This window comes from Flavobacterium geliluteum, assembly GCF_017948595.1.
Taxonomy (GTDB): domain Bacteria; phylum Bacteroidota; class Bacteroidia; order Flavobacteriales; family Flavobacteriaceae; genus Flavobacterium; species Flavobacterium flavipigmentatum.
Genome location: NZ_JAGFBV010000002.1, coordinates 18808 through 41852 on the forward strand (window position 1 = coordinate 18808; position 23045 = coordinate 41852).

The window sequence follows — 23045 nt, forward strand, 5'->3', positions numbered from 1 at the left end:
AAGCTATCGAATTTTATATTTTTATATAATAACAACTCTATATTTATATCTGACTGCTATAAACCATCTTTAGAAATCATTTCACTCTCGGGCGGTCCTAAATAAGAAGGTTTTAATCCTCCGGTGTCAATCAAAATTTTCTGCAAAACAATTCCGGGATCCAAAACACGAAAACGCAAAACATGTCTTCCTGTTTTTGAAATAGTATGTTTAGTAGCCGAATGTATCAAATGTTCTGCCTGCCACTTTCCTAATTCACCACGGTAGTGTCCGTTAAAATTAATGAGCTGCGGTTTTTCTCCATCAAAAGAAACCTCGTAACGAAGTCCTTTATTACTGTTAAAATTAAGCGTAGGAGCCAAAAGCAACTCAACATTAAATTCGCCTGTAGAGATAAAATTAATTTCATATTCCACAGCAACATTATCGTCTGGTTGTGGATAAATGTGCTGCGGAAAAGTAGTAATACCGCTTTGTGTCTTTCCAAAATCGGGAATTACTTCCCAGTGGATTTTATCTGTGTTATTCGATTTAGAAAAATTCGCTGCTTCAATTGAAACATAACCTTCTTTTTCAACGAATACTTTTCGCACTATCTGATCCTTTTCTGAAACATAGTCGATTTGAGGCAGAATATTTTTAGGAGTATCATACCAATTTTTGTATCCGATGCGCATCTGATCCATAATGTGCGTCCATTTTCCGCCAGAAATTTCATTATTATATTTATTTTGAAGAACAGAATCTCTCTCAAAATTGCTTTTTACCTGATCAGCAAAAACATTGGCCAAAATATTTTTCTCTGATGCCAATTTTCTGTTTTTGGCCTGAGCAAAATACATTTCGTAAAGATTACAGCACGCATCTATCGTGTACAAAACCAATTGAAAATAAGCGTCTTTATAGTCATTTGGAAGATCATTGTAAATTCGATACGCATCAAGGGCCAGATTCTTGTAATCATTCACTACCGATTCAAATTCGTTGTAATTTTCAAGACTGTAGGTTTTACTGTCGAGCGTCTCCGGAGTAACTCTTCTGTTAAACTTTGGATAGGTATTTAATAACCTTGCGATCTCTTTTGCATGTTTTGTTCCGAATTGCTCTGCCGCCCATTTTTGGGTAAATTCAGTAAGATTCTGAGAGTTGAACTTATCCGGATTCCATGCCATTTCTAAAAAGAAACTTATAGGAAACTCCATTGGTTTGAGATCGCCCACATTAACAATCCAGACTTTATCAACACCATGCGAATAACTCAGATTCATCTGTTCCCAAACTCTCTGGATCGGACTAATGTTAATCCATTTTGAGTTTCTTGGGCCTCCTACATAATCAAAATGATAATACATGCCGTAACCGCCTTTATGCATGGGTTTGCTGAGGTCAGGAAGTTTACGCACATTTCCCCAATTATCATCACAGAACAACAAAATAACATCGTCCGGAACGCGCATTCCCTGATCATAATACTCCTGAACCTCTTTGTATAAAGCCCAAAGTTGAGGTGTTTTTTCGGCTTTTTTTTGTGTTACCTCAGCAATAATACTTCGCTGTTCTTTTACGATATTTTCCAGAAGACTTATATTAGTTCCTTTGCTCATCGCTTCATCGCCATCACCCCTCATTCCTATCGTGACCAATTTTTCCCAGTTTTTACTCCGCTCAATACCGCCCTTCCAGAATTGATCTAACACTTGTTTATTTTTGGAGTAATCCCATACATTTGGAAGATTATTTTTCTTAATATAACGATGCCAGTCTGTCTGTGCCAGAGCCAAAGGTTCATGATGAGAGGTACCTATTATAATTCCCATTTCATTCGCCAAAGGTCCGCTGGCAGGATCATCATCATAAAAAGCACTGCCCCACATTGCGGGCCAGATATAATTTGCTTTTAAGCGAAGCATCAGCTCAAAAACTTTTTCGTAAAACTTACTATTAAACCCTCCAAATGTAGCTTTGGCCCAACCGCTTAATGCCGGCGCTTCATCATTGAGGAAAATGCCTCTATACTTTACAGCAGGTTCGCCATCGCTGTATATTCCTTTTACAAAATAAAGGCTTTCTTTTTTCTCTACAGGAACATCCGCCCAGTAATACCAAGGCGAAACACCAATTTGTCGGGATAATTCGTAAATTCCGTAAATAGTTCCGCGCTTGTCACTACCCGCAATTACAAGTGCTTCTTCTACTCCGTCAAACGGATTTTTTACATTCTGAATACTAAATTTTTCGTTTTTTCCCTGAAGTGACTTTCCATCTATTTTTTTTCTTCTAATTAAATCATCAATTACATCGTTCGCACCGATCATTCCGATTATGATTAATGGTGAAGACCGATTTGGATTTTGATTGAAAATTACTGGTTTTTCTCCTGTAACTTTTTCAAAATCAAACTGTAAATTAGTAACAGCCCTCAAAATACCGGTATCGAGACTCGCATTAACAAAAAAAGAGAGAGGTACTGATTTCTCTTTCAAAACTATTACATCAGAACCTTTTTTATTTATGATAAAAGGCTGCGCTGCTTTTGAAGGCATACCTGTACAAAGTAAGACCAGTATGATGATGAATGTTGAAAATCTATTCATTGGATTTTTTTTAGATTAACGATTCAGTTAAAATTTATAAGATGCAAAACTGGACTGATCGACAGGCTTAAATAAAAACTGTGAAAACATGTACAAACCATTTTTCCAAACCTTAAAATCATGCACACCGGGCTCAATATAATAAATATGCGGCACCTCATTTTTATCTAAATAATCATGAGTTCGCTTGCTATTGTCAATAAGCCGATCATTATCTCCGCAGGAAATCCAGAGGAGTTGTAATTTCTTTTTTGCTTCTTCTGGATTAGGAAGCAATTCTTCCGGCATTTTAGTATTTGGAGCCGCTGAGAATGCACCAACCCAAGCAAATTGGTCTAAATTTCCTAAACCGAAATTCAGAGACTGCCCTCCTCCCATAGACAATCCAGCAATCGCACGGTGCTCGCTGTCTTTGTATGTAGGATATTTTTTTTCAATAAAAGGAATTAAATCATTGAGCAAATCTTTTTCAAAAGCGGCAAATGCTTCTATCTTCTCCGGAGCCATTATATTTCCAGAAGCGCTGTCATCTTTCATCGCTCTGCCATTTGGCATGACAACAATCATGGGTTCTATTTTTGCTTCAGCATAAAGATTGTCCAATATAATCTGAGGATTTCCTCCGTTGAGCCATTCTTTTTCATCACCGCCTATACCATGTAAAAGATATAAAACTGGATATTTTTTCTTTTTATTGAAGCCTGGAGGAGTATAAACAGTTGCTTTTCTGAGAGAGCCAACCGTTTTAGAATTATAACTAATGCTTTCAACCTTTCCTGATGCTATATTAGAGTTTAACTGATCATAACCAATAGGAGCATGGATTCTTAAAATCGTTTTACCATCATCCAATTTATATCCCAATAAAGACAGCATTCTCTGCGCATACCTTTTACCTAATTCTCTATAACCCGCAGCAGTAAAATGTAAATTATCATCTGCACCAGCGCATCCAGAGGATGAAATTACGTATGAATTGGGTATCGTTTGTGGCAGTTTTGTAATAATTTTGTTCATGACCGCACACTTACCATTCTGGTCTTCGCCTACGGTCTCACCAGAAAGCAACGGTACTTTTTTAGGATCCAGATTTAAATCTTTCATCAAATTATCGTAGACGATTTTTACCTTCTTCGGCCAAAGAGTGTCATTGGTATTCGACTCACCCTGATGCAATAATATACCTTTGATTACTCCTTTTTTCTGTGCAATTCTGGCCATCTCTACAAGTCTCGCATAGGGATTACCGTCGTATTGCTTGATCATGCCTTTCATCCAGTCGGGTGCTGTTGCGATATAACTCTCCGATTTATCTTTATCAAAAAGTTCAATTTTACAGCCTCCCACGGCAACATTTATAATACCTATTTTAACATTTTTGGGCAGATTGTCCACCATAGTCCTTCCAAAATAATCCGTTAGGGTTAGTCCGGTTGTACAGCGGCATAATGGCGGTATGGCGGTGTACCAATTACCCATTTTTCGTCCTATTTCTGGACAGTCTACCGCTGCCAGAACCTGAAATCGATCGTCTACCCCAACCTTATCCTGAGGCTCGATTTTAGCGCTGCCTTCCATGTTAGATTGTCCAAAACTCAAATAAACCTGAAAATCAGCATCCTGTGAATACCCTTTTTGTCCTATTGAAAAAAGAACAGCAAATGCGAAAAATTTAATTATTGATTTCATCATATCGATATTTTTATTGTCAAAATCATTTGAAACTGGAATAGTAAACATCCAATTCTAAAAACAAAATACTGTATTTTATTACTTAAATAAATCAAGATTTACAGCCTGTCCCATCGTAAAATAGCCTAATTCGTTAGGATGTAAAAAGTCGCCGTCATGCATGTTTGACAAAATCGTTTTTGAACCAATTTCTGAAACCATTATTTTATCAAAATCAATTACAGCATCAAAGGCATTACTATTTCGAATCCATGAATTAACGAGATCTCGTGCTTCCTGCCTGTAAGGTGTATCATAAAATGATTTTTCGAAAGGCAAAATAGTACAACCATAGACTTTAATACCCTTAGCATGAGCTTTATCAATCATTATTTTATAGGCATCGATAATCTCCTGAGCTTTAACTGAAGTATCTTCAGGACGTTTTATACCTCCAATATCGTTGATGCCTTCCAGAAGTACTAGCCATTTTGCCCCTTTTTGAGATAGTACATCCCTGTCAAAACGATCCAATGCAGTAGGGCCTAATCCTCCTCTAACCACACAGTTTCCTCCAATACCCAAATTCAAAACTCCTAATTTTTCAGTTTTTTTATCTGCAGATAATCTTGCCGATAAGATATCAGTCCATCTATTTTGCTTATTGGTTCCTGATCCGCGACCGTCTGTGATAGAATTCCCAAGACAAACTATCGTGGCAGAGTCGCTATCAGCATCGACATCCAGTCCCATAATCGTGTACCAGTGATCTGTTTTTATGGCTCCGTCAAAAGCTGCATTAGTAAGATTATCGCCCTGAAGCAGATATGAAGTCGTACGCGAACCCGGATGCCCCGAAGTTTTTGCCGAAGTTGTCCCATAATGAATAGTAATCGCCAATAGCTGTCCAGACTGCAATTCAAAATCAAAAGCATCTGAAAATACTTCCTCACCGGGATTCATTGTTATTCCGGGATTACCCGTAAAGCTAATTGTTTTTTGCGTCTTTAAATCAATAATCGGTGCATTGACAACATTTGCCACGCTAACAGATTTCAGGACTGTTGGCTGATCACTTAAGATGTTCGAAAAGCGGAGTCGTAAACGTTTTCCGCCTACTGAAACCCTAATAATTTGTCGCAAAGTATTCTCTGAAAGGCCTGGAACAGGTGGCATGTTATGAGGTTCTACCAACATCTGCGCGCAGGCCCAGGTGCCTACCCAATGCTCCTTATTTAATTTACTTTGTGCTACTAACGATGACGGATTACAGATACACCCCCAAACCAGAAAGAAGAATTGTAAAAAAAGTAGCCGTCTAAAATAATCCTTTTTCATATTTAATTTATAAAATTAATACGATTGCAATTTGATATTTTTTTATTCTGGTTGAGCATCATTTGCAGCCGTAGCGTATAATCCTATTAAGGCACCTGTAAAACCTCCGGCTACATTTGTTGACAAAATATCTCCCGAAACACTTCCGCCTAAGTTTACAAAATCAACTCCGTTTAAGGCATAACCAAATTCATAACTATCACCTGTGGCTTTAACCTGCAAACGAAGGCTCTTTTTGATGTCAATTTTAGCACTTGCAACAATGGTTGATTGCCCATTTTCTGTTCTCTGCAACACGATATAAGTATCATTCCCTTTTTTTGTTACACCAAATACATAATTAAATCGCTCGCTCTGCAAACACACAATTCCGGCAAGATCCTTTTCTGAAGAGGGTTGATAATCAAGTGTGGTCGAAAAAGAAAAAGTATTGTGCTGTTGTCTGTAAAAAAGTGTAGAAGTAGGTTTAATTTCTTTAATATTTACTTCGAATGGCTTAATCTCTAATCCTTTTTTTGTTATGGAAATAAAATTTTCTCGTGGTCCTCTGAGGCCTATCCAACGATAGTCTAATTTTTCGGTTGTAAAATTTTCGGTAAACGTAAAGTTGCCATTAGGAAAAAAGCCTTCTTTGCCCGTTTTATTTTCGACTCCTTTAGGCATTTTTAATTTTGGTCCCATAGGAACTAATCCGTTTTCAAAAACAGGAAAAACTCCTGACCAGTCTACAGGCAACATAAATGTTTCACGTCCTGCATTTACACGATCTTTGTCATTAGGACGAATACCCAAAAAGACGCCATAATATTTATTGTCTGGCCCTACTACTAAGTCAGCATGTCCTGCCCAATCTACTTTATTGACCCTGTCTTTTGGAAAATATCTTTGTGTAAGGATCGGATTATTGGAGGAAGGTACAAAAGGTCCTTTTGGGCTGTCACTTACAAAAATCACCTCACTGTGATTACCTCCAGTACCCCCTTCGGCACACATTAAATAATAACGACCCTCTTTTTTATACAAATGTGGCGCTTCAATCCAGATTGGTTTTTTAGAAAGATCAACACCTCCATCAACAATAATTTTATCTGTGCCCGGAATCACTTTATCAGCTGCAACATCATATTCCCAAACTTTTATTACGCGGTGTCCCTGATACAATTCTTTGCCTTTGTCGGGAGCATCATTGTGCACGATGTAGCCTTTGCCATTGTCATCAAAGAAAATACAAGGGTCTATTCCTCCAAAATCTAATTTAATTGGACTTCCCCATCCTTTCATCGGATCTTTGGTTTTTACTATAATATTTCCAAGACCTCCTGTAAAAGCGGTCACAATCATATAAAAAGTATCATTGTGCGGATTGTAAGTTATTCCCGGTGCATAAACGCCTTGGCTGATACCTGTATCGTGTGGATTAAATTCGTTAACGTTATTTAGAACGCCCCCCAAGTCTGTCCAATTTACTAAATCTTTCGAATGGAAAATTGGAACTCCAGGAAACATGGCAAATGAAGAACAGACCATGTAATAATCGTCTCCTTTTCTGGTAATCGCAGGATCTGGATAACATCCTTGCAAAATTGGAGAATAAAACTCATCTGCCTTTAATGGATTATTTTTATAAATAGCATCGTCTCCCTGATAAATAACATTCGAAAAAACAGGCGATTTTATTTTCTGTTTTCCTGTAATTGTATCTTTAACTGTAACTCCTTTAAAAGAAAAGAGAAACAATAATCCTAGTAAAAAAAGTAATTGTCGTTGTTTCATTTGTGGTTGTTCTAATGTTAGTACCGCCTCAAAAAGAGGTTTTGCTTTGTTTTAAAAATACTCAATTAAAGATAATTCATTACTTCCAGAAATATCTTTTATTTAAATTTGCTTCCAAATATTACTTATAAAAAGTACTTTTTTTGAAGCCGATCGTCTATCAAAATTGAATTCCGTTTAAAAGCCGGGAAAGTTATTCCCGGCTTAACTAATCAAACTTAAAAACTCAACTATGCATTATTTCGTAAAGTCAACTTTTACAGTCAAAGTAAAAGTCCTTTTCTATCAAACTATATTAATAACCAGGATTTTGGTAGGCTTGTTTTTCTGCTGCTGACATTTCCATACCATCTAATTGTCCTTGCGGTATTGGGCGCAAATAGTGATGAGCATCTATCGTTCTAGTGATAACTTGTGGAGTGTGATCTCCGTAATTAGATCCACCAATTGAATATTTTCCGGCCAATTCATTCCATTTTTGAGTTCTTACTAAATCATACCAACGGTAGCCTTCACCAAAGTATTCGCGAGAGCGTTCTGCTAGAATATAATTAATGTCAATTACAGCAGGAGTTGCATTTGTTAATGCGACGCTGTTATCTGCAATTTTTGCCACTCTTCCATTATTATCCCAACGCCATTTTCCGGCACGTGCGCGTATTACATTGATAAGATTTCTGGCAGTCAAAGTACCCGTTGCTCCCTTTACCGCCGCTTCTGCTGCAACAAAATAAAGTTCTGAAAATTTTGCCACTGCAAATGGTCGGGTACTTCCGGCATTTGGCTGTCCTAATCCTCCTGTATTATCTGTACGATAAGGTCCTAATTTCCATAAACCAGGATATACGATTCTGTTTATTCCTAACGGAGAAATTACATAATCAGATCTGCCTGGTAAAACTCCTGCGCCTACACCATTATCACCTGCTCCCGTTGGATATGTAATTGGGGTAGCTGGTTCCTGATTAAGAAAAGTAACAATTGCATCGCCTGGTTGTATTGGTAATCCATTAGCATTGTACAATGTTGGCACGGTGGTTAGCCCAGTTCCTGTAAGATTCCAATTTCCACGGTAAGCCGAAGTAAATGTCCCGTCGTATCTTGAATCATTTGTTTTATCTGCAAAAGTATTTGTAAAAACTTCTATTGGTGGCGCCATTCTTACCCACGGGCGTCCTAAGAATTGATCGGCAGCTCGTTGCACAGAAGAAACCGAAGCTCCCGCAGCATTTTTGCTTCTTATGGCGGTATAATTCCATGTTCCCATCCAGCCTGCAAAATTATCCGGTGCACCACCGCTACCAAATGAAAGGCTTCCTCCGTTATAATATTCGCTGTCCTGTGTATGATCGGCGTAAAGCATCATCTCTTTATTACGGTCATTAGATCCTAAGCTAACATCATAAAAATAATCCAGTAATGCATACGGTCCAGGATTATTAATTCCTTCTATCGCTACATCATACGCCTTCTGAAAATACCATTGCGCATTGTGCCCATCAGGATCTGTTCTTGGCGTATCAGGATAGGTCGGAATATTATTTGGATTTTCTAACCACCATCCATAAGTCAGATAAGCCTTTGCTAATATTAAACGAGCTAGAGTTTTAGTTGCTGTACCTGTTAGACGTGGGGCATCCGGAAGTTCGTTTACAGCCGCTATCAAATCTGGAAAAACAGCTTTGGTATACACCTCAGTTACTGTATTTCGTTTTGAAGATCTTGACGGTTTACTGTTAAATTTAAGTTCACCCGCTCCTAAATCCAAAGGAACACCTCCAAAAGTTTGCACTAATAAAAAATAATCAAAAGCTCTGAAAAATTTAGATTCTGCAATAAGACTGTTTGAAATACCCACTGCTGCGCCATTTTCGATAATTCCGCTGGCAGTATTTATATCGTTATACGAATTATTCCACAATACATCAGAACGACTCGAGTTTGGATTTATCACCCCAACTCCGGATAAGTCATGATCTTTAAAATTTCCGTCGGCCTGTTGTCCGTAGGTTGCTTCATCTGTACCAGTCTGGCTGGCATTATAAAAATAGGCTTGTCCGTAGATGTAGCGCAAGTGAGCATAATGTGAAGTTAATCCCTGCAATACGCCCTGTTCTGTTTTAAAATAGCCAGGCTCATAAAAATCATGTGGTTTTTCTTCTAAAATATCAGAGCAGCCTGCAAAGGAAAACAAAACTACTGATCCTATAATTAAATTTTTAAAAATATATCGTTTCATGGCTCTTCTTGATTAAAATGTTAAATTAAGTCCGAATAAATAATTTCTGGTAGTCGGTGTATTTGTTCCAATAACCAGAAATCTACGCTGATAGGAAGCTACTGCCTGATTTTCATCTCCAAACGAATTGGTTTCCGGATCCATTCCAGACTGTTTGTGGTAAGGAGAGAAAAGTACAAAAGGATTTTGTGCCGTAAAATAAAGTCTAAGTTTCTCAATACCTAAATTTCTCATAAACTCCTGATCTAAAGTATATCCTAAAGTTAAGGCTCTGATTTTTACATAAGAGGCATCAAAATAACCCATTGTTGACATATATTTTGGATTATCACCGCTTCTAATACCTCTTGGATTTGGATATTCAGCATCTCTGTTGTCGGGTGTCCAATAATCTACATCGACATTGCTTCTGCGTCCGTTAAGTAAATTAAGGTAACTGGCGCCACCGTAAAGTGTACTCACCAAAACCCCTCCGCTTTTGAATGCTCCAACAGCAGAAAAATCAAAACCTTTATACGTTAGATTTGTATTAAAACCACCTTGAAAATCAGGGTCAGTCTCGATAATTTGTCTGTCACTTGCATTAATTGCGCGTGTTGGTGAACCATCTGCATTAAAATCTCCTGTATATTTTACTTTTATAGATCCTACTACTGTTCCTTGTTGGTTTATACCCGTTGGACCTGGCTCTAAAATAGACATATATTGATCACCTTCCTGCCAGATGCCTACTTTTTCGTAATCATAGATAGAATTTATATTATAACCTACAAACCATGAGTTCGCCTCATCTCTTTGTGATCCAGAAGCAAGTGCCACGAGTTTATTCTGATTTGCATATAAATTAAATCCAACGGTCCAGCTTAACCCTTTTGGATTGTCTAAAATGACACCATTTAAAGAGATTTCGTAACCTTTATTTTCGCTTTCCCCAACGTTTGCTACATAACTGCTAACACCCGATGTTGCCGGTAAACCCACTCTTTGCAAAAGATCTTTTGTATTTGTTTTATAATATTCAATTGTACCTGACAAACGATTATTAAAGAATCCAAAATCTATTCCATAGTTCCAAGTTGTAGAAAACTCCCAACCTAAATCTGGATTAGGCAATTCGGTAACATAAACACCGGTAGAATTAGTTGTTCCAAAATTATAGGGTCTCGTACTTAAAGCTCCCAAAGTAGCATAGGGATTAACAGCCTGATTGGAAGTTTCACCGTATCCTGCACGTAATTTCAGCAAACTTACTTTTGAAAACTTTTTCATAAAAGATTCATTAGAAACTGTCCATCCTGCAGAAACAGCCGGATAAGTTACCCATTTATTTCCTTTGGATAATCTTGATGAACCATCAGAACGAATGGTTCCTGAAATAAAGTAGCGGTTGTCGAATGAATACATTGCTCTCGCCATGTAAGATCGTAAACCCCATTGTGTATAGTCCTGATTGGCCGGATTTATAACGGCCTCTTCTTCACTTTGTCCTAAGTTGTAAAACTGAAATGCATCCGAAGTGATTCCGTTTCTTGATATTTGAGAAGTATTTCCTGTAAACTGCTCATTCGAATATAATCCGACAAAATTAATAGTATGCTTTTGAGCAAAAGTCTTGTCATAAGTTAACAAGTTTTCAATAAGCCATTGAGTCGATAAAGTATTGCTAATAGAAGCGTTTGATATTGTAGCAGGGTTTACGTCAAATACACCTTGTCCTTCATAATAACCATTATTAGCGACACGTAAATTTAATCCCGTGTTTATTCTGTACTTTAAACCTTCAACACCAGGAATTTTAAGTTCTGCAAAAATATTGTTATACGAACTAAAAGCTCTGTTTAAATTCACATAAGAATCACCAAGGTTATTAATAGATTCTCTGGTATAAACCCATTGATCGTCTGCGCCCATTCTAACAGTTCTTTTTAAAGATCCGTCTGCATTGTAAGGATTAGCCAAAGGCGAAGTTCCTAAGATCGTTCCCGTGCCAATGTTGTCTCCATTTGTAACCGCGTAATTGCTATTTGTATTGAATCCCATACGAAAAGCCGATCCCAGCTGCTGGTCTAGACCTGCTCTAAGGCTAAAACGCTCATATTTTTGGCCCGGTAATACAGACTCTTCTTTATAATAGCCTAAACCTGCATTGTAAGATCCGCGCTCACTACCTCCGGAAACGCTCACATCATGGCTAATCATTTCTCCAGCGCCGTAAAGCGAGTCCTGCCAATCTGTGTTCGTACCTCTGGATTCATCAACACCATCTGTATACAAACCAGCGTAATCACGAAGTGCTCCAAACTTAGCGCCATCCATCATATCGTATTTACCAAAGACTTGTTTGATACCGCTAAACGCATTATAATTAAACCTAGCTTTTTGATTTTTACGCCCTTTATTACTGGTAATTAATATAACTCCATTGGCACCACGTGAACCATAAATAGCGGTTGCAGAAGCATCTTTTAGAATATCAACCGATTTAATATCCACCGGATTAATATCGCCAATTGAACCCGCAAATGGCACTCCATCAAGTACAATTAACGGATCGTTGCTTCCTGTAAGAGACCTTGTTCCACGAATACGGATCTGCATTGAAGCTCCCGGTTTTGATGAAGTCTGTGTAAGCTCTACACCAGGCAACCTGCCTTGTAATGCCTGTGTAACGTTTGCGGCAGGCACATCATTTAATTCCTTGCCGCCAATAGACGCTACAGAGCCCGTTACAGCTTCTTTCATCTGCGTTCCATACCCGATTACCACAACCTCTTTCAAAAGACTGGAATCTTCTTCGAGAGTTACATTTATTACGGTTTGCCCGTTTACAGCAATTTCTTTGCTTTTTAAGCCTAAGAAACTAAAAACAAGAACTCCGTTGGAAGGCACAGTAATAGAATAATTACCATCAAAACTGGTACTTACTCCATTTTTTGTTCCTTTTAAATTTACATTAGCTCCCGGAATTGGACCACTTGCATCCGATACCATGCCTGTTACTTTAGTCTGTGCACTCGAATGAAGTGACAACACAAACATTAAGATCAAAAAACAAAAGCATTTTAGATGCTTCGCTTTACTTGTAACGAAAAGGTTATTCATAAAAATTGATTTAAATAGTTAAAATTCGATTTCGGTTTGGTTAATTAGTGTATTTACAACAAATATAAAAAAAACAATTAATACACAATCGGTTGTTTGTATTTTTTTTTACGAATTAACAAAAAAAATACGTTCAAAAAAACATTCTATATATTTTTAAATATAAATATTTAAACAATCCATAAACGCTCAATCCTTTTTAAATAAAATTTTAATGATTTAAAGAAGTTTTTTTAGATTCTTTAAAAAAATCATAAAACAAAAAAACCTAAAAAACTTGCTATCCATCAACAGTAGCCAGTAAAAATGAAATACAAATAGTACTAAAATAGAGAATACATAAAATGATATCGATTGCGAATATGAATATACCTGATATTAATTCTGTTTCTAATATTCATTAAAAACCCTTTAAAACAAACAATCGGTTGTTTATACAACAAAAACTCCTTTTCAATATCAATTTGAAAAGGAGTTTAAAATTAGTTTAAAAACTAAATAAGGACTATTTTTTGAAATTATACTTCTAATTTTTTGTTTGAATTGAACTTAAAACTTAGTAATTTTTTTTTACAAATTCATCTTTTTGGCATCTTCTATAAATTGTTTTAACCCAATATCTGTTAGCGGATGCTTGAGTAAACCTTTAATTGCCGATAATGGCCCAGTCATCACATCAGACCCAACTTTTGCGCAGTTTACAATATGCATCGTGTGACGTATAGAAGCCGAAAGTATTTGAGTTTGAAAATTATAATTATCATAAATCTCCCTTATTTCGGCTATTAAATGCATTCCGTCTGTTGAGACATCATCTAATCTTCCCAGAAATGGCGACACATAAGTAGCGCCAGCTTTGGCGGCCAATAAAGCCTGACCTGCCGAAAAGACCAAAGTAACATTGGTTCTGATTCCTCTATCAGAAAAGTATTTACAAGCTTTAATTCCGTCTGCAATCATTGGCAATTTTACCACAATTTGTTCGTGCAACTCAGCGAGTTCCAATCCTTCTTTGATCATTCCGTCAAAATCTGTTGAAATAACTTCTGCCGAAACATCGCCATCGACAATATTACAAATATCAAGGTAATGTTTTAGAATATTGTCTTTGCCCACAATACCTTCTTTTGCCATGAGAGAGGGGTTTGTAGTTACGCCATCCAGAACCCCCAGAGCCTGAGCTTCTTTAATATCTTCTAAATTTGCTGTATCAATAAAAAATTTCATTTTTGTGTTTTTTGGTTTGGTTAATTATTGCTTTCTAAAATATTGATTATAAGCATCGTAAAATACTTATTCAGATATAAAATAAATTTTTGGAAAAAAAATAAGGAAACTAAAGTATCCGAAAAAAACCTGATAACCAGTTTTTTTGATCTTTTATTGGGATAGAAAATTAAAAAAGAAACCACTAACTAAATTTCATTTTTAACGTTTTACAGCTATCACACAAAAAAGAACCGAACTTTAATTTCCTTATAAAATGCTCTCAACAACCTTAGAGATTAAATATATTGGTTGATGATGTTTTCAAACAATTCCTGTTTGCCACTTTGAAGATTTAATTCTCCGTTTTCGTGAGCAATTTTGTATAAATCCTGAAGATTTAATTTTCCATCAGCAAAATCCTTTCCTTTTCCAGAATCGAATGAACTGTATCTTTCTTTTCTTAATTTTTCGTAAGGAGAAGACGTGATGATTTTATCTGCGGTCAAAAGTGCTCTTGCAAAAGTATCAGCACCGCCAATATGAGCCAAGAAAACATCTTCAAGATCGGTAGAATTTCTTCTTATTTTTGCATCAAAGTTAACACCACCGCCTTGCAGGCCACCCGCTTTTAAGAAAACAAGCATTGCCTCGGTAGTTTCCTGAATGTTGTTAGGAAATTGATCCGTATCCCAGCCATTTTGGTAATCGCCTCTGTTGGCATCGATGCTTCCTAACATTCCTGCTTTTGCAGCCACTTCCAGTTCATGCTGAAAAGTGTGTTGAGCCAAAGTAGCGTGATTCACTTCAATATTAATTTTAAAATCTTTATCCAATCCGTATTCGCGTAAAAAGCCAATAGCTGTCGCCGAATCAAAATCGTACTGGTGTTTTGAAGGTTCCATTGGTTTTGGCTCGATAAAAAACGTTCCTTTAAAACCTTGGGCTCTTGCGTAGTCTCTGGACATAGTCAAGAATTGTGCCATGTGGTCTAATTCTCTGCCCATATCAGTGTTTAATAAAGACATATATCCCTCTCTACCACCCCAAAATACGTAATTTTCTCCGTCTAATGCAATAGTAGCATCCAAGGCCAGTTTTACTTGTCCGCCCGCTCGGGCAACCACATTAAAATCGGGGTTGGTCGCTGCTCCATTCATAAATCTAGGATTTGAGAAACAGTTAGAAGTTCCCCAAAGCAACTTGATACCAGATTCGGCTTTTTTCTGTTTTAAATATTCTGTAATCGTAGCCAGACGTCTTTCAGATTCTACAAAAGTCGGACCTTCGGCAACCAAGTCATAATCGTGAAAACAGAAATAATCAAAACCCATTTTGCTGATAAACTCAAAAGCAGCATCTGCCTTATCTTTTGCGGCCTGAATAGGGTCTGTCGATTGATCCCAGGCAAATCTTTGCGTTCCTGGCCCAAACGGATCGCTTCCTTGCCCACAGAACGTGTGCCAGTATGCAATAGCAAATCTAAAATGTTCACGCATGGTTTTTCCTGCCACAACCTGTTCCGGATTGTAATATTTAAAAGCCAGAGGATTGTCGGATTCTTTTCCTTCAAACTTAATTTGACCTATGCCTTTGTAGTATTCTTTATTACCTAAAACTATCATTTGTATCTTATTTATGTGTTAGTATTAATTCTAATTCTTGTTTCCATTTTTGATATGCTTTCTCGTAAGGCTCTTTGTTTTTTAGAGGTAAAAAAGTCATAACATGATCGTTGGTGGTAATACTTGATCCAAATTTTTCAAAATCACCATCCCTTAGTCCAACGGCTCTGGCAGCTCCTACTGCGCCTGTTGTATTGTAAATTTCAATTTCATGTCCGATTAAAGTTGCCACGGTATTCGAAAAAATTTCTGATCGAAAAAGGTTATCATTTCCAGCTCGTATTACATTGATGGCGGCATTATCATCCTTCAGACATTCCATTCCATACACAAAAGAAAAAGCGATACCTTCCAGCGATGCTCGAAATAAATGGGCACTGCTGTGAATGTTTAAATTCAGATTTAAAAAATGAGTACCGATCGTTTTATTGTAGAACATACGCTCAGCGCCATTACCAAATGGAATCACCACTACTCCATCGGCACCAATCCCAATTTTTGAAGCCTTTCGGTTCATGGTTTCATAGGTTTCTGTGCCCATATTATTACGCAGCCAACGGTACTGAATACCTGCTCCGTTGATGTTGAGTAATTTGCCAATTCTTGGCGATGCAACAGCATCATTTACATGTACAAAATTATTTACTCTAGTGCTTTTATTTCCTGCAGCACTATCGCTAACGGCGTAAAAAACACCCGAAGTACCGCCTGTTGCCGCCACTTCACCCGGATTTAAAACATTAAGAGACAAGGCATTGTTGGGCTGATCTCCAGCGCGGTAAACCACAGGAATACCAACAGGAAGCCCCGACTCTTTAGAAGCTTGTGCTGTCACCAAACCCTGATCTGTAAAATTTTCGACAATTTTCGGGGTCAATGACGGATCTATTCCATAATATTCCAGCAGCCATTGGGCAACTTTGTTTTCTGTATAATCCCAAAGCATTCCTTCAGAAAGACCGTTTTTGGTGGTCGTAATCTCGCCCGTAAGTTTAGAGGCGATATAATCCCCAGGCAACATGTATTTGTAAATTTTACTGTAAATTTCGGGTTCATTTTCTTTGACCCATTTTAGTTTCGAGGCGGTAAAATTCCCAGGAGAATTTAGCAAATGTTGCATGCATTTTTCTTTTCCTAAATCATCAAAAGCCTTATCACCAATAGCAACTGCACGGCTGTCGCACCAAATGATCGCATTTCGCAACGAATTGTAATCCTTATCAACAATAACCAATCCGTGCATCTGGTAAGAAATACCGATTCCAAGAATTTTTGAAGCATCGATATTGGCCTCTAAAATGGCTCTTTTGGTAGCTACGCAAATGTATTGCCACCAAATCTCAGGATCCTGCTCTGCCCAATCCGGCTGCAAGGATACGATTTCCATTTCGTTTTGAGGTTCATGCAAAACAACTATCTTTTTGCCCGTAAAAGCCTCTACTAAAGCCACTTTTACAGAAGAACTTCCAATATCATAACCTAGGTAATACATAATTTATACGTTTTTTTATCATTTATAAATTTAATAAATAATACTTTATAAAATTGTTCTTTAATCAAAAGCAGCCTTCTTAATCTGCTATTCCTGCCATTCCGTATGGATTTATGGTCACGATTGAACCATCTTCCAAATACTCAATTTTGGTAACTTTGATACTTCGCAAATGGGTCACGCCTTTTGATAAACTCGAATCATGGTAAAATAAATACCACTCATTGTCTACTTTACAAATCGAGTGATGAGAAGTCCATCCAATCACAGGATTTAGAATTCTTCCCTGATAAGTAAAAGGCCCATACGGATTATCTCCCGTTGCATAACAAATAAAATGTGTATCACCTGTTGAATAAGAAAAATAATATTTGCCGTTGTATTTGTGCACCCACGATGCTTCAAAAAAACGACGATCATTATCTCCTGCAAGGATATTTTTTCCGTTTTCATCTAGAATCTGAATTTCTTTTGGCGTTTCTGCAAATTCTAACATATCCTCGGTAAGAAGTGCCACAATTGGTCCTAACGCAGGTTCGTTTTTAGAAGGTTCTTCACAATCTGGATCATAGGTATTGGCTCGGTATTTTTGAAGTTGTCCACCCCAAATACCGCCAAAATAAATGTAATACTTTCCGTCTTCATCCTCAAAAACAGCAGGATCAATACTGTAACTTCCCGCAATTGGTCCCGGCTCAGGAGTAAAAGGACCTTCCGGTGAATCGCTAATTGCTACCCCAATCTGAAAAATTCCGTTGGCGCGTTTTGCCGGAAAATACAAATAATATTTTCCGTTTTTGCAGGCTGCATCGGGTGCCCACATTTGCTTTTCTGCCCAAGCTACATCCGCTACATGCAAAGCCACTCCATGATCTACAGCTTCTGATTTAATGGTTTCCATCGAAAAAACATGATAGTCTTCCATACCAAAATGATCCCCATTATCATTAAACGGAATACCGGCATCTATATCATGTGAAGGATAAATATAAATTTTATTATTGAATACGTGTGCCGATGGATCAGCAGTATAAATATTGGAAACTAAGGGTTGTGAAATGGCTTTTTTATTAATCTCTTCGAAATTAACTTGCTCAATACTATCTTCAGGCATCGTGATATCTTTATTTTTTAATACTAATTAAGTTCTTCTTTCTTTTAAATCCGATTCTATCTGTACTTCCATTTTTTTATTAATTTTATAGAAAAACAACAAGGCAACGCCAATTAAAAAAGGCATGGCCGGAAAAATACTAACCAATAATTTGATACCATTAATAGCAGTATCGGTTTGAATTAAAGAATTGGGTTGATAATGATAATAGCCCAGAAAAGATGTGGTCAAAGCGCCTCCTATGCTTAAACCTGCTTTTAGACCTACCATCATTGCAGAAAAAATGATAGCAGTGGCGCGACGATTATTTAACCATTCTGAATAATCTGCAACATCTGCAATCATGGCCCACAGAATCGGGATGGTGATACCATAGAAAAATCCGTGGAGAATTTGAGAATAAAACATGAGGCTAACAGACTGTTTTTCAAAAAAATAAAAAGCGATAATAAACAGCGTCGAAATAAATAAAAACGTCGCAAATACATTGCGCTTGCCATATTTATCGGCTAATTTTTTAGATAAGGTAATTCCAACTATCATAAAAATAATACCACCTGCATTAAACAATCCAAATCCCGCTGCAATAGGATCATTCCCAAACTGATTCAATCCCAAACTGGCTAATACTTCTAAAATTGGTTGTATAAAAGTGGCTAACTGATCTTTATTGACATAATTTTCGAAGTAATATACATACGCGCCGCCTTTCATGGCAAGAGTGATAAAAACTAATGTTGTAAGACTGAGCATGATCATCCAAGGTTTGTTTTTTGTCAAATCCTGTAGATCTTCTTTAATGCTTGATTTTTGTTCCGGTTTTGGAATAATGCGTTCTTTTGTAGTAAAAAAAGTGATTAATAACATGATGGTACCAATGATCGCCAAGACGGTCATGACTTTTTCGATACCAATTGCTTTGTCACCATTTCCAGCGCTTTTGATAATCCCAAGCATAAAAACCTGCACAAAAAACTGGGCAAACATAACCGCCACAAAACGATACGATGACAAACTGTTTCTTTCGCGCATATCGCCTGTAATAACTCCACTTAAAGCCGAATAAGGCAAATTATTACCAGCATAAAACAATAACAATAATGTATATGTGACTACTGCGTAAATCACTTTTCCTTTGTATGAAAAATCAGGTGTGGTAAAAGCTAACAAGGCGATCACTCCTAACGGAATTGCCGTTGCCAAAATCCAAGGTCTGAATTTTCCCCATTTCGTAAAAGTTCGATCTGCCAAAACGCCAATAATAGGGTTAAAAATAAAGGCTGCAATTAGTCCCACTACCAGCATGATAATAGAAGAATCCGTAGGAGATAATCCATATATATCGGTATAAAAATAAGCCAGATACGTCATCAAGGTCTGAAAGACTAAGTTAGCTGCTAAATCACCTAAGCTGTATCCTATTTTTTCTTTAATAGATAATTTGTGTGAAATGTTACTCATTATGGGTTGTGGTTATTGGGGTTAGCTTCCGATCAAAAACTGTTTTTTTTATAACAATAGTTAAAGTAATCATCTTAGTTCTTCATACAACCAAAGCAGGTTTTTAAAAGAATTTTAGTTTTAAACAATCGGTTGTGTAAATGTATATAAAAATACGGAATAAAAAAATTACGACATGATTATTTTAGAATCTGAAATAAAAACAATCAATTGTTAATTATTCTGTATTAATAAGTTCTTTTTAGCCTAAATTATTGTTTAGTTTGCTTTAAATTCACAACACTAAAATATGCTTTTTTAGGCTGCATTTTGGCGTCAAACAATAAAGGGTAATTAGTTCTCCCTTTTATAGGCCAATCATTAAGCCACGATTGTTTATCATCTACTCCCCAAAAGGTCACTCTGCTAATTTTATCTTTATGTTTTAGGAATAATTTAAAGATAGAGGCGTATCGGTCTGCCAGTTTGGTCTGAATAGAATCAGGAATTTTTTCTGCATACGGATTCATTTTGGCATTCCCTTCAAAATTTTGATTTACATCAGCACCTCTTAAATCCCAGGGATTTGGCAAAACCGTGATGTCTAATTCTGTAAAAGCTACTTTTAGACCCAGAGCCGAATAAGCCAGAATGCTTTCTTCGATTACTTCCAAAGATGGACGGTCTAACTTCCAATGTGCCTGAATACCAACACCATTAACTTTAGCGCCAGCTGCTTTTATTTTTTTTATTAATGTAATGGCACCTTCTCTTTTAGCAGGTTCTTCTATGTTATAATCGTTATAATACAGCTGTACTTGAGGGTCTGCTTTTTCTGCCAATTTGAAAGCATCAGCCAGATAATTTTCACCCAGTACATTCAAAAAAATTGATTTTCTTAACGTTCCATCTTCGTTTAAAGCTTCGTTGACAACATCCCAAGAATTGATTCTGCCTTTGTACTTAGAAACTATCGTTGAGATATGATCTTTCATAAAAGCTTTCATCTCGGTACTATCTTTTATTTGCTCCATCCAAGGTGCCAATTGGCTGTGCCAGATCAAAGTATGACCGTGAATAAACATTTTATTTTTTTCGCCATAAGCCACAAATTTATCCGATAATGTAAAATCGTACTTATCTTTAGAAGGATGTATGTACATCGATTTCATGATATTCTCCGCTGTAATACTATTAAACTCCTTGGTGATCAAAGAATCTGTTTTGACCTCTTTTTCTTCAATTTGACTGGCACTCAAAGCTGCTCCGATGTAAAAATCATCTTTGTAAGTATTTTTTAAAGAAACCTCTTCTTTAGAAGCGCAACTGTTTAAAATAAGAAGCGATAATAGCAATAAATAGTGGTTAAGTACTCTCATTTTTATGGTTTTTTGTTAGGTTAAAATTTATTTGGAGGCAACTTAGAAATTAAACAATAATGTCGGCGTCAATCATATTCACAAACAATTGTAAATATTTGGCAAACTGTAATGTTTTTTTTTGAAAATCTACTGAGCTAACTTGTAAACAATACCCATTTCGAGGCCTCTAAGTTCTGCCAGTCCTTTGAGTCTTCCTACCAAAGAATAGCCGGGATATTGATCCTCTCCTTCCTCAATGCTATGCAAAAAACCGTGATCAGGACGCATTGGCAAACTCACATTTCGCTGGTTCATCATCAACACTATTTTTTCGACAATCGCAGCCATTTTGGCGTCTCCATTTAAGTGTTCTGATTCTCTAAAAACATTTTCATTCTCTCTTATCGTATTTCTTAGATGCAAAAAATGAATGCGATCTCCATAATCGTCAATAATTTTTTCCAGATTGTTTTTGGGGTTTGCACCCAAAGAACCGGTGCAATAACACAATCCGTTGGCGTTTAAAGGTACAGCCTCAAAAATCGATTTGATATCATTTTCAGTCGACACAATTCGGGGCAAACCTAAAACTGAAAATGGCGGATCATCTGGATGAATGGCTAATTTTACCTGATACTTTTCTGCAATAGGAGCTACTTCTGATAAAAAGTAAATCAGATTTTTTCTTAATCTTTCATTATCAATATCAGCGTAATTATCTAGTAAAGTAAGGATTTGTTCTGTTGTGAAATTAATTTTACTTCCCGGCAATCCCAACAATACATTTTTAAAAAGTACTGCTTTTTCTTCTTCAGAAAGTTTACTGCCAAACTGTAATGCATTATTTTTGTCTGTTTCAGAATAATCTGTCTCCGCATTGGGTCTTTTTAAAAGATACAAATCAAAATAAGTAAAAGCATCTTTATTGTACAACAGCGCTTTACTTCCGTCTTGATTGATAAAACTGTGATCGGTACGAACCCAGTCTAAAATAGGCATAAAGTTATACGTAATAGTTTTGATGCCACAATCTGCAAGGTTTTTGATACTAATTTTATAGTTCTCGATGTATTGCAAATAATTACCTGACGCTCTTTTTATTTCTTCATGAACAGGCAGACTTTCTACCACCACCCATTGCATTCCGGCATTTTTTATTATTTGCTGCCTTTCTATAATGTCTTCAACTCTCCAAACTTCTCCAACAGGAATTTGGTGCAAAGCGGTTACAATTCCGGTTGCTCCGGCTTGCTTAATATCTAATAAACTAACTTTGTCTTGTGGACCAAACCAGCGCATGGTTTGCTGCATTTTTATCATGGTATGTCTGTATTATAATTAAAAACCAATACTGTTACCACCGTCTACAGGCAGTACAGTTCCAGTTGTAAATTTCGATTCGTTTGATGCAAAATAAAAAACAGCATCTGCAATATCAGATGGTTCTCCTAAGATTCCCATTGGCGTTCTGCCCAGCACTTTATTTTTTCTTTCGGGATCATTATCTAAAGCTTTCGCCGACATTTTGGTTTTGATAAAACCAGGTGCAACACAATTGACACGAATACCAAAAGGAGCCAATTCTACCGCCATTGCTCTTGTCATCGATTCGATCGCACCTTTGCTGGCCGAATAAGCAATGACTTTGGGAATACCATATTGCGATGCCATCGAACTGATATTAATAATGTTTCCTCCCTTATTTTCTTTCATGTTTTTTACAACGGCTTTACTCACTGCAAAAACACTTAAAAGGTTGGTATGAATTATCGATAAAAAATCTTCATCGGTGACATCCAGAAACTCTTTTTTGAGATTGATCCCTGCATTATTTACCAAAATATCAATCGGCGTATTTTTAGTCAATTTCTCAATCATGGCAGGGATTCCCGCTATATCATTCAGATCAAATAAAACCGGAATTGCATTTTTGCCTATTTCTTGACAAGCTTCTTCTGTTTTTTCTTTTGATCTTCCGATTACGTAAGTTGTTATGCCGTTATCACATAATTTTTTTGCTGTTGCAAAACCCAAACCTGAATTTCCTCCGGTTACAATTGCTGTTTTTTTTATGCTCATATTTTTTAATT

The 23045-nt window shown here is 36.7% G+C and carries 14 protein-coding genes; all 14 read right to left on the reverse strand.

Features of this window, described 5'->3' with window-relative positions; translation table 11 throughout:
* Window positions 1–56 precede the first annotated feature (56 nt).
* Window positions 57–2594: a glycosyl hydrolase 115 family protein gene (locus J3495_RS01600; RefSeq protein ID WP_210664817.1), complete on the reverse strand. Its 2538-nt coding sequence runs from the start codon at window positions 2592–2594 to the stop codon at window positions 57–59.
* A gap of 27 nt (window positions 2595–2621) precedes the next feature.
* Window positions 2622–4286 (reverse strand): sialate O-acetylesterase, encoded by a 1665-nt coding sequence (locus J3495_RS01605; RefSeq protein ID WP_236025373.1) that lies wholly within the window; start codon window positions 4284–4286, stop codon window positions 2622–2624.
* A 78-nt stretch (window positions 4287–4364) separates the two neighbouring features.
* Entirely contained in the window at window positions 4365–5603 is a 1239-nt protein-coding gene (locus tag J3495_RS01610) for an SGNH/GDSL hydrolase family protein (protein ID WP_210664818.1), read from the reverse strand.
* Window positions 5604–5645: 42 nt separating this feature from the next.
* Window positions 5646–7376, reverse strand: coding sequence for a glycoside hydrolase family 43 protein (locus J3495_RS01615; RefSeq protein WP_210664819.1), 1731 nt, complete (start codon window positions 7374–7376; stop codon window positions 5646–5648).
* 295 nt (window positions 7377–7671) lie between these two features.
* The gene (locus tag J3495_RS01620) at window positions 7672–9615 is read right to left on the reverse strand and encodes a RagB/SusD family nutrient uptake outer membrane protein (RefSeq protein WP_210664820.1); all 1944 of its coding nucleotides are present in this window, start codon (window positions 9613–9615) and stop codon (window positions 7672–7674) included.
* A gap of 12 nt (window positions 9616–9627) precedes the next feature.
* Window positions 9628–12717, reverse strand: coding sequence for a SusC/RagA family TonB-linked outer membrane protein (locus tag J3495_RS01625; RefSeq protein WP_210664821.1), 3090 nt, complete (start codon window positions 12715–12717; stop codon window positions 9628–9630).
* Window positions 12718–13287: 570 nt separating this feature from the next.
* Window positions 13288–13944, reverse strand: coding sequence for a fructose-6-phosphate aldolase (fsa, locus tag J3495_RS01630; protein ID WP_210664822.1), 657 nt, complete (start codon window positions 13942–13944; stop codon window positions 13288–13290).
* A 278-nt stretch (window positions 13945–14222) separates the two neighbouring features.
* Window positions 14223–15548 carry a xylose isomerase gene (xylA, locus tag J3495_RS01635; protein WP_210664823.1) on the reverse strand — a complete coding sequence of 442 codons (1326 nt, stop codon included), beginning with the start codon at window positions 15546–15548 and terminating at the stop codon, window positions 14223–14225.
* A 7-nt stretch (window positions 15549–15555) separates the two neighbouring features.
* Window positions 15556–17040: a xylulokinase gene (locus J3495_RS01640; protein WP_210664824.1), complete on the reverse strand. Its 1485-nt coding sequence runs from the start codon at window positions 17038–17040 to the stop codon at window positions 15556–15558.
* A gap of 79 nt (window positions 17041–17119) precedes the next feature.
* Window positions 17120–18154: a glycoside hydrolase family 43 protein gene (locus tag J3495_RS01645; protein ID WP_210664825.1), complete on the reverse strand. Its 1035-nt coding sequence runs from the start codon at window positions 18152–18154 to the stop codon at window positions 17120–17122.
* A gap of 27 nt (window positions 18155–18181) precedes the next feature.
* On the reverse strand, window positions 18182–19615 hold the full coding sequence (locus tag J3495_RS01650) for an MFS transporter (RefSeq protein ID WP_210664826.1): 1434 nt from the start codon (window positions 19613–19615) through the stop codon (window positions 18182–18184).
* A 251-nt stretch (window positions 19616–19866) separates the two neighbouring features.
* Window positions 19867–20973, reverse strand: coding sequence for an endo-1,4-beta-xylanase (locus J3495_RS01655; RefSeq protein ID WP_210664827.1), 1107 nt, complete (start codon window positions 20971–20973; stop codon window positions 19867–19869).
* A 129-nt stretch (window positions 20974–21102) separates the two neighbouring features.
* Window positions 21103–22275 (reverse strand): mannonate dehydratase, encoded by a 1173-nt coding sequence (gene uxuA, locus J3495_RS01660; RefSeq protein ID WP_317192625.1) that lies wholly within the window; start codon window positions 22273–22275, stop codon window positions 21103–21105.
* 18 nt (window positions 22276–22293) lie between these two features.
* Window positions 22294–23034 carry an SDR family NAD(P)-dependent oxidoreductase gene (locus J3495_RS01665; RefSeq protein WP_210664828.1) on the reverse strand — a complete coding sequence of 247 codons (741 nt, stop codon included), beginning with the start codon at window positions 23032–23034 and terminating at the stop codon, window positions 22294–22296.
* Window positions 23035–23045: the final 11 nt, after the last annotated feature.

Coding starts and splice junctions, on each gene's coding strand:
- J3495_RS01600 (WP_210664817.1), bottom strand. CDS start 2,594: ATGAATAGATTTTCAACATTCATCATCATACTGGTCTTACTTTGTACA.
- J3495_RS01605 (WP_236025373.1), bottom strand. CDS start 4,286: ATGATGAAATCAATAATTAAATTTTTCGCATTTGCTGTTCTTTTTTCA.
- J3495_RS01610 (WP_210664818.1), bottom strand. CDS start 5,603: ATGAAAAAGGATTATTTTAGACGGCTACTTTTTTTACAATTCTTCTTT.
- J3495_RS01615 (WP_210664819.1), bottom strand. CDS start 7,376: ATGAAACAACGACAATTACTTTTTTTACTAGGATTATTGTTTCTCTTT.
- J3495_RS01620 (WP_210664820.1), bottom strand. CDS start 9,615: ATGAAACGATATATTTTTAAAAATTTAATTATAGGATCAGTAGTTTTG.
- J3495_RS01625 (WP_210664821.1), bottom strand. CDS start 12,717: ATGAATAACCTTTTCGTTACAAGTAAAGCGAAGCATCTAAAATGCTTT.
- fsa (WP_210664822.1), bottom strand. CDS start 13,944: ATGAAATTTTTTATTGATACAGCAAATTTAGAAGATATTAAAGAAGCT.
- xylA (WP_210664823.1), bottom strand. CDS start 15,548: ATGATAGTTTTAGGTAATAAAGAATACTACAAAGGCATAGGTCAAATT.
- J3495_RS01640 (WP_210664824.1), bottom strand. CDS start 17,040: ATGTATTACCTAGGTTATGATATTGGAAGTTCTTCTGTAAAAGTGGCT.
- J3495_RS01645 (WP_210664825.1), bottom strand. CDS start 18,154: ATGCCTGAAGATAGTATTGAGCAAGTTAATTTCGAAGAGATTAATAAA.
- J3495_RS01650 (WP_210664826.1), bottom strand. CDS start 19,615: ATGAGTAACATTTCACACAAATTATCTATTAAAGAAAAAATAGGATAC.
- J3495_RS01655 (WP_210664827.1), bottom strand. CDS start 20,973: ATGAGAGTACTTAACCACTATTTATTGCTATTATCGCTTCTTATTTTA.
- uxuA (WP_317192625.1), bottom strand. CDS start 22,275: ATGATAAAAATGCAGCAAACCATGCGCTGGTTTGGTCCACAAGACAAA.
- J3495_RS01665 (WP_210664828.1), bottom strand. CDS start 23,034: ATGAGCATAAAAAAAACAGCAATTGTAACCGGAGGAAATTCAGGTTTG.